This is a genomic window from Serpentinimonas maccroryi (genome assembly GCF_000828915.1).
Lineage (GTDB): Bacteria > Pseudomonadota > Gammaproteobacteria > Burkholderiales > Burkholderiaceae_C > Serpentinimonas > Serpentinimonas maccroryi.
In genome coordinates this window covers 1,358,160-1,372,229 of record NZ_AP014569.1, presented here as the reverse complement: position 1 = coordinate 1,372,229, position 14,070 = coordinate 1,358,160, and the positions used below count along the sequence as shown (strand labels likewise).

The 14,070-nt window shown below is 69.0% G+C and carries 12 protein-coding genes; 5 read left to right on the top strand and 7 right to left on the bottom strand.

From position 1 onward, the window contains the following. The first annotated feature begins 109 nt into the window (after window positions 1-109). The 5 genes from SMCB_RS06325 to bioB are packed head-to-tail and all read left to right on the top strand — an operon-like array spanning window position 110 to window position 6,666. Complete coding sequence (locus SMCB_RS06325; protein WP_045535808.1) at window positions 110-2,041, top strand: propionate--CoA ligase; 1,932 nt, start codon at window positions 110-112, stop codon at window positions 2,039-2,041. Between the two features lie 55 nt (window positions 2,042-2,096). Further along, complete coding sequence (gene bioA / locus SMCB_RS06320) at window positions 2,097-3,563, top strand: adenosylmethionine--8-amino-7-oxononanoate transaminase (protein ID WP_476748583.1); 1,467 nt, start codon at window positions 2,097-2,099, stop codon at window positions 3,561-3,563. Continuing rightward, complete coding sequence (gene bioF, locus SMCB_RS06315) at window positions 3,529-4,758, top strand: 8-amino-7-oxononanoate synthase (protein WP_045535807.1); 1,230 nt, start codon at window positions 3,529-3,531, stop codon at window positions 4,756-4,758. Before bioA ends, bioF begins: the two co-directional genes overlap by 35 nt. Then, a complete protein-coding gene (bioD, locus tag SMCB_RS06310; RefSeq protein WP_045535806.1) occupies window positions 4,755-5,531 on the top strand; it encodes a dethiobiotin synthase in 777 nt (258 codons plus the stop codon). Before bioF ends, bioD begins: the two co-directional genes overlap by 4 nt. Window positions 5,532-5,562: 31 nt before the next feature. Then, complete coding sequence (gene bioB / locus SMCB_RS06305; RefSeq protein ID WP_045535805.1) at window positions 5,563-6,666, top strand: biotin synthase BioB; 1,104 nt, start codon at window positions 5,563-5,565, stop codon at window positions 6,664-6,666. Between the two features lie 48 nt (window positions 6,667-6,714). Here the strand turns inward: bioB and rsxB are convergent, their stop codons facing one another. The 7 genes from rsxB to SMCB_RS06270 all read right to left on the bottom strand — a co-directional run bounded on the left by rsxB (window position 6,715) and on the right by SMCB_RS06270 (window position 14,034). After that, complete coding sequence (rsxB, locus tag SMCB_RS06300; protein ID WP_045535804.1) at window positions 6,715-7,473, bottom strand: electron transport complex subunit RsxB; 759 nt, start codon at window positions 7,471-7,473, stop codon at window positions 6,715-6,717. Further along, on the bottom strand, window positions 7,466-8,878 hold the full coding sequence (locus tag SMCB_RS06295) for a polyhydroxyalkanoate depolymerase (RefSeq protein ID WP_045535803.1): 1,413 nt from the start codon (window positions 8,876-8,878) through the stop codon (window positions 7,466-7,468). The genes rsxB and SMCB_RS06295 overlap by 8 nt, the downstream gene beginning before the upstream one ends. A 157-nt stretch (window positions 8,879-9,035) precedes the next feature. Then, window positions 9,036-10,232 (bottom strand): amino acid aminotransferase, encoded by a 1,197-nt coding sequence (locus SMCB_RS06290; RefSeq protein ID WP_045535802.1) that lies wholly within the window; start codon window positions 10,230-10,232, stop codon window positions 9,036-9,038. Between the two features lie 91 nt (window positions 10,233-10,323). After that, entirely contained in the window at window positions 10,324-11,523 is a 1,200-nt protein-coding gene (locus SMCB_RS06285) for an NnrS family protein (protein ID WP_045535801.1), read from the bottom strand. Next, entirely contained in the window at window positions 11,514-12,278 is a 765-nt protein-coding gene (locus tag SMCB_RS06280) for an ABC transporter ATP-binding protein (RefSeq protein ID WP_034112391.1), read from the bottom strand. Before SMCB_RS06280 ends, SMCB_RS06285 begins: the two co-directional genes overlap by 10 nt. Beyond that, the gene (locus SMCB_RS06275) at window positions 12,275-13,072 is read right to left on the bottom strand and encodes an ABC transporter permease (RefSeq protein WP_034112393.1); all 798 of its coding nucleotides are present in this window, start codon (window positions 13,070-13,072) and stop codon (window positions 12,275-12,277) included. The genes SMCB_RS06280 and SMCB_RS06275 overlap by 4 nt, the downstream gene beginning before the upstream one ends. Then, window positions 13,069-14,034 (bottom strand): ABC transporter substrate-binding protein, encoded by a 966-nt coding sequence (locus SMCB_RS06270; protein ID WP_045535800.1) that lies wholly within the window; start codon window positions 14,032-14,034, stop codon window positions 13,069-13,071. Before SMCB_RS06270 ends, SMCB_RS06275 begins: the two co-directional genes overlap by 4 nt. Window positions 14,035-14,070: the final 36 nt, after the last annotated feature.

The following is a 14,070-nucleotide window of genomic DNA, read 5'->3' as shown; positions in this document are numbered from 1 at the left end:
ATTTTTGAGCTGGGCGTCAGGCACACGCAAGCCATGCGGTCAAAATTGTGAAGTTTTTCGTGCCCAGCCGCTCAAAGCAGCCGCCGCGTTGACCGCCTCAGGAGACCCCATGCCCGCCAGCCACGCCACCGACCCCACTTCCCCCAGCACGCCATACGCCGATTTTTACCGCCGCTCGATCGACGAGCGCGAGGCCTTTTGGGCCGAGCAGGCGCAACTGATCGACTGGCAGCAGCCCTTCGAGCAAGTCTGCGACGCCCGCAACCCGGCTTTTGCGCGCTGGTTCGTGGGCGGACGCACCAACCTGTGCCACAACGCGGTCGATCGGCACTTGGCCGAGCGCGCCGAGCAAAACGCGCTCATCTGCGTGTCGTCGGAAACCGGGGCCGAGCGGGTGTACAGCTACCGCGAGCTGCACGCCGAGGTGCAGCGCATGGCCGCCATCTTGCTCGATTTGGGCGTGCGCAAGGGCGACCGGGTGCTGATCTACATGCCCATGATCGCCGAGGCCGCCTTTGCCATGCTGGCTTGCGTGCGCATCGGGGTCATCCATTCGGTGGTTTTTGGCGGTTTTGCCAGCCACGCGCTGGCCAGCCGCATCGACGACGCGCGCCCGGCCCTGATCGTCACGGCCGACGCCGGCATGCGCGCCGGCAAGGTGCTGCCCTACCAGCCCTTGCTCGACGAAGCGCTGCGCCTGAGCCAGCACCCGCCCAAGCAGGTGCTGATGGTCAACCGCGGCCTGGCCGAGCTGCACCCGGTGCCGGGGCGCGATGTGGATTACGCCGCCGCGCGCGAGCGCTGTTTGCACGCCCAAGTGCCGTGCGAGTGGCTCGAGAGCAGCGAGCCGAGCTACATCCTCTACACCAGCGGCACCACCGGCAAGCCCAAAGGCGTGCAGCGCGACACCGGCGGCTACGCGGTGGCGCTGGCGGCCTCGATGCGCCACATCTACCTCGGCGAGCCGGGCCAAACCTTCTTTGCCACCTCGGACATCGGCTGGGTGGTGGGGCACAGCTACATCATTTACGGCCCGCTGCTCTACGGCATGGCGACGCTGATGTACGAGGGGCTGCCGATCCGCCCCGACGCCGGCATCTGGTGGCAGTTGGTGGAAAAGTACCGCGTGAGCGTGATGTTCTCGGCCCCCACGGCGGCGCGCGTGCTCAAAAAGCAAGATCCCGCCTACCTGAGCCGCTACGACCTCTCCAGCCTCAAGGCCCTGTTTTTGGCCGGCGAGCCGCTGGACGAACCCACCGCCAGCTGGATCGGCGCCGCCATCAACAAACCGATCATCGACAACTACTGGCAGACCGAGACCGGTTGGCCGATTCTGGCGCTGTGCAGCGGCGTCGAACCCACGGCGGTGGGCAAGATCGGCTCACCGGGGCGCGCTGTCTATGGCTTTGACGTGCGCCTGATCGACGAGCTCACCGGGGCCGACATCACCGAGCCCAACCACAAGGGCGTGCTGGCCATCGCCGGGCCGCTGCCGCCGGGCTGCCTGCAAACCGTTTGGGGCGACGACGAGCGCTACCTCAAAACTTACTGGTCCAGCATCCAGGGCCGCAGCCTCTACAACACCTTCGATTGGGGCCTGCGCGACGCCGAGGGCTACACCTTCATCCTAGGCCGCACCGACGACGTGATCAACGTCGCCGGCCACCGGCTGGGCACGCGCGAGATCGAGGAGGCCATCGCCAGCCACCCCAACGTGGCCGAGGTGGCGGTGGTGGGCCGCGCTGACGCGCTCAAGGGCCAGGTGGCGATGGCTTTTGCCGTGCTCAAAAACCCGGCGCTGGCGGCTTCGGCCGAGCAGGCACGGGAGCAAGAGCAAGCCCTCATGCAGATCGTGGATGCGCAGCTGGGGGCCGTGGCGCGCCCGGCGCGGGTTTGTTTTGTGGGCACGCTGCCCAAGACGCGCTCGGGCAAGCTGCTGCGCCGCGCCATGCAGGCGGTGTGCGAGGGCCGCGACCCCGGCGACCTGAGCACCATGGACGACCCGGCGGTGCTGCAGCAGATCCGCGATTTGCTGGGCTGAGGGGTTGCGGTTGCGCAGCGTTATCATCCGGCACACCAGCAACTAGCGATTCATCTTGATGCAAACCCCCTGCGATGCCGGAGCCGATGGTGCTGCTGCGCGCACCTTGGAGCCTGCGGCCGACTCGCCCAACGCCAGCTGGCAGCAGCGCAGTCTGGCCAGCGTCTGGCACCCCTGCACCCAGATGCAGCGCGCCGCCGCCGTGCCGCCGCTGGCCGTGGCGCGCGCCAGCGGCCCCTGGCTGCACGACCACGAGGGCCGGCGCTACTTCGACACCAGCAGCAGCTGGTGGGTGAACCTGTTTGGCCACGCCGACCCCGGCATCGGCGCCGCCATCAAGGCCCAGCTCGACCAGATGCCGCACGTGATGCTGGCCGGCTGCACCCACGCGCCGGCGGTGGAGCTGGCCGAGCGCCTGAGCGCACGCACCGGCGGCGAGCTCGGGCACCTGTTCTTTGCCAGCGACGGCGCTTCGGCGGTGGAAATCGCGCTCAAGATGAGCATGCACCACTGGAGCAACCGCGGCCAGCCGGACAAGCGCGAATTCGTCTGCCTGCAAGGCGGCTACCACGGCGAGACCTTGGGCGCGCTGGCCGTGACCGACGTGCCGGTGTTTCGCCACGCCTACGCGCCGCTGCTCTATGGCGGCGCGCACCTCGTGCCCTCGCCCGATGCGCGCTTGGCCTTGCCGGGTGCAGACGCCGCCGCCGTGGCCGAGCGCGCCGCGGCCGCGCTCGAAGCCCTGCTGGCGCAGCGCCACGCCCACATCGCGGCGCTGATCGTGGAGCCGCTGGTGCAGGGCGCGGCCGGCATGGCCATGCACCACCCGCACTACCTGCGCCGTGCGCGCGCGCTGTGCGAGCGCTACCAGGTGCATCTGATCGCCGACGAAATCGCCGTCGGCTTTGGCCGCACCGGCAGCTTTTTTGCCTGCGAGCAAGCCGGTATCTGGCCCGATCTGCTGTGCCTCTCGAAGGGCATCACCGGCGGCTTCCTGCCACTGTCGGTGGTATTGTGCCGCGACGCCATCTACCGCGCCTTTTTGAGCGACGAGGTGGCACGCGGCTTCCTGCACTCGCACTCCTACAGCGGCAACGCGCTGGCCTGCCGCGCCGCGCTGGCGGTGCTCGATCGCTTTGAGCAGCGCGATGTGCTGGGCGACAACGCGCGCGTGGCGGCGGTGCTCGATGCGGCGCTGAGCACCCTGGCGCACGACCCGCGCCTCGAGCATCTGCGCCGCTGCGGCATGATCTGGGCTTTCGATGTGCGCGCCGAACACGCGCCGGTGCGCTTTGCCGAGCGCCTGCACCTGGTCGGGCGCCAGCACGAGTTGCTGCTGCGCCCGATCGGGCGCACCGTCTACTTGATGCCGCCCTACGTGCTCGATGAAGCACTGGCGCGCTGGCTGGGCGCACGCCTGATCGATACCCTGAACGAGACCCTGAACCCCGCGCTGGCTGCTGGCCTCGGCGCCACACTGCCCCCCGATGCTGATCGCACACCTGAACCGTCAGTTGCTTGAGCTCGACGCCGCGGCGCTGCGGCGGCGCTTGCGCATCCAAACCACACCGTGCCAGCCGCAGCTGCAGTTGCAAGGTAGCGCGGCCCCGCTGCTGGCCTTTTGCAGCAACGACTACCTTGGGTTGGCCAACCATCCGGCGCTGGCGCAAGCGCTGGCCGACGGCGCCCGGCGCTGGGGTGTGGGCAGCGGCGCTTCGCATCTGGTGAGCGGCCACACCCAAGCCCATGCGGCGCTCGAAGAGCGGCTGGCGGCTTGGCAGGCGGCGCACATACCGGGCGCGCGCGCGCTGCTCTTTGGCAGCGGTTATGCGGCCAACCTCGCGCTGCTCACGGCCCTGGGCGACGCCTCGAGCACGCTGTTTTGCGACCAGCTCAACCACGCCTCGCTGATTGACGGCGCGCGCCTGTCCAAAGCCGCGGTGCAGCGCTATCCCCATGCCGATCTCGCCGCGCTGGCGCAGCAGTTGCAAAGCTGCAGCACGCCGCTCAAACTCATCGTCACCGACGCCGTGTTCAGCATGGACGGCGACTTGGCCGACCTGCCGGCACTGCTGCAACTGGCCGAGCAGCACGATGCCTGGCTGATCGTCGATGACGCGCACGGCTTTGGCGTGCTGGGCGCGCGCGGACACGGCAGCCTAGAGCACTTTGGACTGCGCAGCGAGCGCCTGATCTATATGGGCACGCTGGGCAAGGCGGCGGGCGCCTACGGGGCGTTCGTGGCCGCGCACCCCAGCATCGTCGAGTGGCTGCTGCAGCGCGGCCGCACCTACATCTACACCACGGCGCTGCCGCCTGCGCTGGCGCACGCCCTGCAGAGCAGCCTGGATTTGATCGAGGGCTCCGATGGCGCCGTGCGCCGCGCACACCTCGAGGCCCTGATCGGGCGCTGGCGCGCTGGCGTGCAAGCCCTGCTGGAGCCTATGGAGCGCGGGCAGGGCGGGGCGCCGACGCGGCTGCACCTGCTCGAGTCGCGCACCCCGATCCAGCCGCTGATCGTCGGCGATAATGCTCGTGCGCTGAGCCTAGACGCCGCCTTGCAGGCGCGTGGCCTGCGCGTGCCGGCCATTCGCCCGCCCTCGGTGCCCGAGGGCAGCGCGCGCCTGCGGCTGACCTTCAGCGCCAGCCACACCCAGGCCGAACTGGACCGTTTGTTGGCGGCGCTGGCCGCGTCTTTGCAGGAACTGCCTTCATGACCCTTCCACCCTCTGCCGGTCACACCCCCGGTCAGCCGCCCCGCCAGCTCCTGAAAGGCTGCTTCGTCACCGGCACCGACACCGAAGTCGGCAAAACCCGCGTCAGCGCCGGCTTGCTGCATTGGCTGGGTGCGCAAGGCCTGCGCGCGGCCGGCTACAAAGCGGTGGCCTCGGGCATGGAGCAGGTGGACGGCCGCTGGCTCAACGAAGACGTGCAAACCCTGTGGGCCGCAGGCTGGCCCGGGGTGCGCCCCGAGCAGGTGGGGCCGCTGCAGCTGCGCACCGCTTGTGCACCGCACATTGCGGCCGCGCTCGAGGGCCGGCAGATCGACTTCGCCGCCTTGCGCGACGGCGCCCACGCGCTGGCGCAGCAGGTGGACTGTGTGGTGGCCGAAGGCGCCGGCGGCCTGTGCGTGCCGCTGGGCCCGGACTGGGACAGCTCCGACCTGATGCGCGCCCTCGGCCTGCCGCTGGTGCTGGTGGTGGGGCTGCGCTTGGGCTGCATCAACCACGCGCTGCTCACCGCCGAAGCCATCCGTGCGCGCGGCCTGCGCCTAGGCGGCTGGGTGGCCAACACGCTCGACCCCGACATGCCTTTTTTGACCGAGAACATCGCCACGCTGCGGCACGAGTTTGCCCGCCGCCACAAGAGCCCGTGCTTGGGCGTGCTGCCGCGCTTGGCTCCAGCTGGTGCAGCCCAAATGGCCCAAGCGGCGGCCGCGCACCTAGATGACGCCGCACTGCGCCGCCTCTTTGGCCTACCGCCAGCCTAAGACCAACTTTTTAGCCCTACGAACCCACCCTATGAGCACTTGCGCCACCCCGATCGATGTCTCTGCCCTGCGCCGTGCCGGCGGCTCTGCGCCGGGTGCAGACGCCCGCCACGCGGCCACCAAGGCTGCCGACACAGCTGCCCAAGCCACTGCGGCGCCGCGCTGGTCGGTGGCCGCCATCGAAGCCCTGTTTGCGTTGCCTTTCATGGACTTGTTGCACCAGGCGCAGCAGGTGCACCGGCAGCATTTCGACCCCAACGCGGTGCAGCTCTCGACCCTGCTCTCGATCAAGACCGGCGGCTGTGCCGAAGACTGCGGCTACTGCCCGCAGTCGGCGCATTTCGACACCGGCGTCGAGGCCAGCAAGCTGCTGCCGCTCGACGAGGTGTTGCAAGCCGCCAGCGCCGCCAAGGCCCAAGGCGCGAGCCGCTTTTGCATGGGCGCGGCTTGGCGCAGCCCCAAGATGCGCGATCTGCAGCGCGTGACCGAAATGGTGCAGGGCGTGCGCGCGCTCGGGCTCGAAACCTGCATGACGCTGGGCATGCTCGAGGCCGAGCAGGCGCAGCAGCTCAAAGCCGCCGGGCTCGATTACTACAACCACAACCTCGACAGCGCGCCCGATTTTTACGGCCAGATCATCAGCACGCGCACCTACCAAGACCGGCTCGACACGCTCGAGCACGTGCGCTCGGCCGGCATCAAGGTCTGCAGTGGCGGCATCGTCGGCATGGGCGAAACGCGGGCGCAACGCGCCGGCTTGCTGGCGCAGTTGGCCAACCTCGAGCCCTACCCCGAGTCGGTGCCGATCAACAACCTGGTGCCCATGCCCGGCACCCCCTTGGCCGACGCCGCGCCGATCGACCCGTTCGAGTTCGTGCGCACCATCGCCGCGGCGCGCATCACCATGCCGCGTGCGTTGGTGCGGCTGTCGGCCGGGCGCGAGCAGATGGAAGACGCGCTGCAGGCGCTGTGCTTTGCCGCCGGGGCGAATTCGATTTTTTATGGCGATCGGCTGCTCACCACCGCCAACCCGCAGGCCGCGCGCGACCGCGCCTTGTTTGCCCGCCTGGGGCTGCGCGCGCAGGGCGCCGCGCCCGAGGCGCCGCAGCCGGCACCCGATCAAGTGGCTGCTTGATTCCCGCTGCTGAGTAGCCGCTTTTTGTGGCAGCTCTGCTCGTTACTGCTAAGCTTGATGGGCCTTGCCTTCGTTGGCCTCGGATCGAGGCAACCGCTCTTGCATCTTGGCGGCCTGAGCCGCCCGAGCGCGCGCCAGCGCCGCCTCGACGAGTGTGCGTTTACGCTCCAGCACCACCGGGTCGGTGTGTTTGGAGTGCGCGGGCAGGTCGGCCAGTTTGGCCTCGGCTTTGGCCAGCAGGCGCGCTTGGTGCGCTGCCTCGGTGCGCTGCAGGCGCGCTTGGCGGGCAATGTAGCGCTGGCGGGCTTGCTCGGCTTGCGCCGGGCTCCAAGCGGCCCAGCCGGTGGCCGTGGAGGCCGTGCCGTGGATACCTTGATCGCCTTGAGCGCCATTTGCGGCCGCCACCGGAACCATCTGAATGCAGTCCACCGGGCACACCGGCAGGCACAGATCGCAGCCGGTGCAATAGGCGTCGATTACGGTGTGCATGCGCTTGTGCGCGCCCACGATGGCGTCGGTCGGGCAGGCTTTGAGGCACAGGGTGCAGCCGATGCACCACTGCTCGTCGATCACCGCCACCGTCATGGGGCCCTCGAGGCCGTGGGCCGGGTTTAGCGGCAGGGCGGGGCGGCCCAGCAGGGCAGCCAAGCGCGCCACACCTTCCTCGCCCCCCGGTGGGCACTGGTTGATTTCGGCAGTGCCGGCGGCCAAGGCCTGGGCGTAGCTGCGGCAGTCTGGGTAGCCGCAGCGCCGGCACTGCGTCTGCGGCAGCAGCGCGTCTAGGTGTTCGACCAGGCTATCAGTCACCGGCAGCGGGTTTGCGTGCTGTGCGCCCGCGTGTCGGGCTGGACGGCGCGGTTGGGGCTGCGGCAGCAGCAGTCTCATCCGAATCGCCGTCGTCGAGTTCTGCCGCGCCCAAGCGCGCCGCCTCGATGCCCGCGGCCGACTTCGGTTCGTGCTCGACAATAAAGGCCTTGACCACCGGATAGACCTGCTCGCGCCAGCGCCGGCCGCTGAAAATTCCGTAGTGCCCGGCACCCGGCACTTCGAAGTGGCGCTGCTTCGGGTCTTCGATGCCGGTGCACAGCCCGTGCGCAGCGTGCGTCTGGCCACAGCCCGAGATGTCGTCGAGCTCGCCCTCAATGGTCAGCAAGCCGGTGTGCTTGATGTCTTGCGGGCGCACGCGCTCGAGCGCGCCCTGTTCGTTGCGCACATCCCAAGTGCCGTTGACGAGTTTGAACTCTTGGAACACGGTGTTGATGGTTTCGAGGTAGTAGTGCGCGTCCATGTCGAGCACGGCGTTGTACTCGTCGTAGAACTGGCGGTGCGCTTCGGCGCTCTCGTTGTCGCCCTTGATCAGGTCGCGGAAGTAGTCGTAGTGGCTGCTGGCGTGGCGGTCCGGGTTCATGGCGATAAAGCCGCTGTGCTGCAAAAAACCCGGATAGACGCGCCGCCCAGCGCCGGGAAAGCTCGCCGGCACGCGGTAGATGACGTTGTTCTCGAACCACTCGAAGCTGCGCTGCGCTGCCAGGTTGTTGACCGAAGTGGGTGATTTGCGCGCGTCGATCGGGCCGCCCATCATGGTCATGGACAGCGGCGCGAGTTCGCCCCGGCTGGCCATGAGCGAGACCCCCGCGAGCACCGGCACGGTCGGCTGGCAAACGCTGATGACGTGGCAGTTGCCGTATTTTTGCTGCAGATGGCGAATGAACTCCTGCACATAGTTGACGTAGTCGTCGAGGTGAAAATCGCCTTCGGACAGCGGCACCATGCGCGCGTTTTTCCAGTCGGTGATATAGACCTTGTGCTCGCGCAGCATGGTGCGCACGGTGTCGCGCAGCAGCGTGGCGTAGTGGCCCGACAGCGGTGCCACGATCAGCACCACGGGCTGGGTTTTGAGCCGGGTCAGCGTGGCCGGGTGGTCAGAAAAGCGCTTGAAGCGGCGCAGCTCGCAAAAGGGCTTGTCGATCTCGATGCGCTCGTCGATCGCCACGTGCTGGCCCTCGATGTCCACGTGGCGGATGCCGAACTCAGGCTTTTCGTAGTCCTTGCCCAAGCGGTGCACGAGGTCGTAGGCGGCGGCGATGCGTTGCGCCATCGGCACCTGGCCCAGCGGCGAGAGCGGGTTGGCAAACAACTTGGCGGTCATTTGCGCAAAGTCGGAAAAGGGCTCGATCAGCGAGCGCTGGTTTTCATAAATCTGGTACAGCATCGGCTCACCTCGTAAAAATAGTGCAGTGCAGCAACAATATATCAGGCCGCGCTGATTTTGTCCTGACCTTTCAGCGACAACACGGGTGGGCGAGCGACGAAAGCGGCACAAGCAACCACAGAGGGCAGGTTCGAGGGGCGCTTGCATGCGCCAGCCATTAGAGCACCGCGGCAATCGAGCGGCAGACGTAATCGATGTTTTTGCTGTTGAGCGCGGCCACGCACATGCGGCCGGTGTCGGTGCCATAGACGCCGAACTCGCTGCGCAGACGCACCATCTGCTCTTTGCTCAGGCCCGAGTAGCTGAACATGCCGATCTGCTGCGTGATGAAGCCCATGTCGCGCTGCACGCCGGCGGCTTTGAGGCCAGCCACCAGGCGCGCGCGCATCGACTGGATGCGCAGGCGCATCTCGGCCAGTTCGCGCTCCCACAGGGCGCGCAGGGTCGGGTCGTTGAGCACCACGGCCACGATCGCGCCGCCGTGGGTGGGCGGGTTGGAGTAGTTGGTGCGGATCACGAGTTTGAGCTGCGACAGCACGCGCGCCGCTTCGTCCTTGCTTTGGCACAGCACCGACAGCGCGCCCACGCGCTCGCCATAGAGGCTGAAGCTCTTGGAAAAGCTGGTGGCGACGAAGCAGTCGAGCCCGGATTGGATGAACTTCTGGATCACGGCGCCGTCTTCGGCGATGCCGTGGCCAAAACCCTGGTAGGCCATGTCGAGGAAGGGCGTGTGGCCGCGCGCCTGCAGCACCGCCACCACGCGGTCCCACTGCTCGGGGCTGAGGTCGTAGCCGGTGGGGTTGTGGCAGCAGGCGTGCAACAGCACGATGCTGCCGGGGCTGGCGGCTTGCAGGCTGGCGAGCATACCCTCGAAGTCGATGCCCAGGCGCTTGGCGTCGTAGTAGGCGTAGCTGCCGACGTCGAAGCCGGCGCTGGTAAAGAGGGCGCGGTGGTTCTCCCAGCTCGGGTCGCTGATCAGCACTTGGGCCCCGGGCTTGAGCTTGCGCAGAAAGTCGGCGCCAATTTTGAGCCCACCGGTGCCACCGATGGCCTGCACGGTGGCGATGCGGCCGCTGCGCACGGGCTCGCTGTCGGCGCCAAAGACCAGCGCCTTGACCGCGTTGTCGTAGGCGGCGATGCCGTCGATGGGCAGGTAGCCGCGCGCGGCCGGGTGTTCGAGCATGGCGCGCTCGGCCTGCTGCACGCACTGCAGCAGCGGCAGTTTGCCGTTGTCGTCGTAATAGACGCCCACGCCGAGGTTGACCTTGTGCGGATTGGGGTCGGCGGCAAACTGCTCGTTCAGACCCAGAATCGGGTCGCGCGGGGCCATTTCGACGGCGGCAAAAAGGGACATGGTGGTAGGGGCAGTGGGTTGAGGGTGGCGCGAATTTTACTGCGCTGGGCAGTGGCTGCGGCGCGTGGCTGCGGCGCCGGTGCCGCCCGCCCTAGCCGCATTTGTCGTGCGCGCGCCGGGCCGGATCGGCCATGGCGGGCAGGTAGCCCGTGAGCCAGAGCAGAAAGCTCGCTGCCCACAGCACCGAGGCGGCGGCGTAGGCCCAGGTCGCGTCCATGCCCAGCGCCGGAGCCGCACGCAGCGCCGTCGCCGCCACCAGCAGCAGGGCGGCGGCGACGGCGCTGGGCGGCAGCTGCACCGACTGCCCGGTGTGCAGCCGCCCGGCCACCGCCAGCACACCGATGACCGCCAAGCCCAAGCCGCCCATGACGGTGACGTGCAGCCCGGCCAGTGCCGCCGCGCCGCTGCCTAGGCGCCCCAGCCCCATCAGAATCAGGCCGATGCCAGCGAGTGCGGCCGCGCCGGCCAGCACCAGCACCTCGGGCCTGAAAAAGCGCCAGCCGATGAAGGTGTCGCCAATCCGGTCGAGGAAGGCCGCGCCAGCGCCCAGCAGCAAGAAGGCCTGCACCGCGTTCGACAGGCCGAGCAAATGCGCCGCCAGCGCCACCGCGACCAAGCCGGCCGCGAGGTTGCGTCGGCCCGGGTGCGGCCGAAACGGCGTGCTGGCCTGCGTCGGGTCCAGCACTAGGTTCAGCACCGCTGGCAAGATGCGCGCCAGCGACAGCGCCATCAGTGCCAGAAAGACCAGCACCGCTGCGTGCAGCGCCGCCGAGGCCAGCGCGACGTCGTCGTGCCAGAACGCGAAACGCAGCCCCAGCGCCACCGCAGCAAAGGCCCACAGCCAGCCGGCAAAGGCCCACAGCCGCGCCACCGGTCGCCTCCACGCCAGCCAACTCGCATAGGCCGCCAAGCCACCGTAGAGCAAGGCGTCTAGGGCCGCAGCCAGCGGCAGCAGCGCTTCGGCGCCCCACAGCCCAATCAGGCGCGCCAGCAACCAAGCGCTGGCCAGCGCCCAGAGCGCGCGCCCGCTCAGGCGGGCGGTGCCGGTCCACTCTGGCATGGCCGAGAGCACGAAGCCGATCAGCGCCGCGCCAAAGGCGCCGTAGATCATCTCTTTGCCGTGCCACAGCGCCGCTGGCATGCCGGCAGCGCTGGGTAAGGTGTAGCCCAGCAGCAGCACCCACAGCAGCGGCCAGAGCGCGGCATGCAACGCCGCCAGCGGGAAGAACAGGCGCAAGGCCTCGAACGTCAGGCCCGCGCCCATGCGTTGCAGGCGCGGTTTCAACTCCATCCGGCCGTCCTTTCGTCGCTGCCCTCGACGGCTTGAAACAACGCATCGTGGGCCAGCCAGCCGTGGGCGGTCTCGAACACTGTGCGCGCATCGCGTGCGCCGGGAACGCCGGGCACGACACGCTCGCCGGCCAAGCCACGGCCACCGGCGTCGAGCACCAAAACGCGGTGGGCGATGCGCACCGCTTCTTGCACGTCGTGGGTCACGAACAGCGCGCCAAAGCCGTGGCGGCTGGCGGCTTCGATCACCAAATCTTGCATCGCACGGCGCAAGCCCGGGTCCAGCGCGGTGAAGGGTTCGTCGAAATAGACGAAGTCGGGCGCTGGCGCCAGCGCCCGCGCGATCGCCACGCGCTGGCGCATGCCACCCGAGAGCTCGACCGGGTACTTGCCGAGGTCGGCGGGGTCGAAATGCGCCAGCGCCGCGACCTCGGCCACGCGCGCGTCCCGCGCCGCTCGCCCCAGTCCGGACAGCCGCAGCGGGTAGGCGATGTTCTGGGCCGCAGTCGCCCAGGGCAGCAGGCGCGGTTCCTGAAAGACCATCGCGTGCCGGCGGTAGCCGCGCTCCAGCGTGCCACGCAGCGGGTCGAGGATGCCTGCGGCGATCGCCAGCAGCGTCGATTTGCCCGAACCCGAAGGCCCGAGCAGCGCCGCGACCTCGCCGGCGTGCAGGCGCAGCCGCACGCCTTCGAGCACGTAGCGGCCGAAGTAGGCGTGGCCGATGCCTTCGAGCACCAGTACGGGCGGCCGACTCAACGCTTGACCCCCCAAGGCTGGGCGGCGCTGCGCCAGCGCTCGAGCTGGGAGCGGATCGGTTGCAGCAGCGCGTACTCGAGCACCAGCAGCAGCGCAACGGCGATCAGCACCCACGACATCGCTGCCGTGACGTCGAGGCGCGCGCGCGCGTTGGCCAGTTCGGTGCCGATGCCGCCGGTGTTGGTCAGCAGCTCGGCCATCACCGCCACCTTGACCGCAGTGCCCAGCGCCACCGCGAGCGCCGGGAACAGGTGCGCAGCCAAATGGCGCAGCGACAGGTGGTAAAAGCGCTGCAGCGCCGAAGCGCCAAAGACGCGCGCCATGTCGTCGAGCCCGCGTTCGCGCGTGGCGATGCCTTGGGCGGCGGCACCAAAGACGATCGGCGTTGCGGCGATCACCACCGTGGCCACGACCGTGCCGTCGCTAGCGCCAAACCAGATCATCGCCAGCACGATCCAAGCGATGGGTGGCACGCCCAGCAGCACGGTCATCAGGGGCCGCGCGGCGCGTAGCGTGGCCATCGAGTAACCGGCGGCGATGCCGACCACGGCGCCGATGCTGGCGGCGACTGCAAAGCCGGTCGCGGCGCGCAGCGCGGTGGTGCTGGTTGCCTCGGCAAAAAGCGGGTCGCTCAGGGTCGCGCCGATCTGCTGTAGCGTCGCGACCGGGGCCGGCAGGATGAAGCTGCCGTAGGCCTCATGCCCGGCCTGCCAAGCCGCAGCCAGCAGGCACAGCCCCGCCAGCCCGGCCCAGCCCGACCACAAAAAGTTGCCCAGCCGACCGAGCCAAGTCATAGGTAAAAGTCATCGGCGGGCAGGCGGCCGCCGATCAGACCGATATTGCCTTCGGCCACCACGCGCAGATAGGTCTCGAGCGCCGGTCGCGCCTGGCGTGCGCGGTGCGCGACCAGGAGCGAGTGGGCAATCGACTGCTCGATCACCGGCGCCGGCAGGCCGAGCACGCCGGCTGCGGCTTGGGCCGCCGCGGCTGGGTTGGCGCGCGCGTAGGCGACGGCGCGCACCAGACCGGCTTGCAGGGCCTCGACCGCTTGCGGGTGCTCGGTGCGCCAGCCGTCGCGCAGCGCCAACCCGGCTTGGGGCACGCTGGCATGACCAAAGTGCCGACCGAAGGCGGCTTGCACGTCGAAGGCGCGAACCAGCGTGCGGCCGGCGCGAGCAGCGCCGATCAGGGCGGCGCTGGCCGCAGGCTCGGGCAGCATCGCGGCATCGACACGCCCGGCCAGCAGCAGTTGCGCCGCCTCGGCCGGGGTGCCGGCGGGCTGGATGCGCAGGTCGCGCGCCGGGTCCAGCCCTTCAGCACGGGCCAACCGGCGAAACACCAACCCGGGCGAATCGTTGATGAACGGCATGGCGAGCGTGCGTCCGCGCAGCGCGTTCAGGTCGGCCATCGGTTCGGCCGCGACGATGGTGTTCAGGCCATCGGTCATGACGTTGAGCAGGCGCAGCCCCAAGCCGCGGTTGTGCAGGTTGGCCGCCGTCACGGTCGGCACGATCGAGGCCTGGATGCTGCCGGCGGCCAGACCGGCGCGCAGCTCGTCCGGGTCGCGCCAGACGCGCACCGAAACCTGGCCCGCGACCGCTGACAGAAAGCCCTGTTGCACCGCCACGGCAAGCACCGCGCTGGGCGTGGAAGGCGGGCCCCAAAGCACCAGTTCGCCGGGGCGGGCGAATGCGGGCAGCGCAGGCAATGCCAGCAGCGCACTGCTGGCCAGAAGGTGGCGGCGGGACAAGCTCATCGGATGGATCCTAGGGGTTAAAGGCAAATGGTTGCA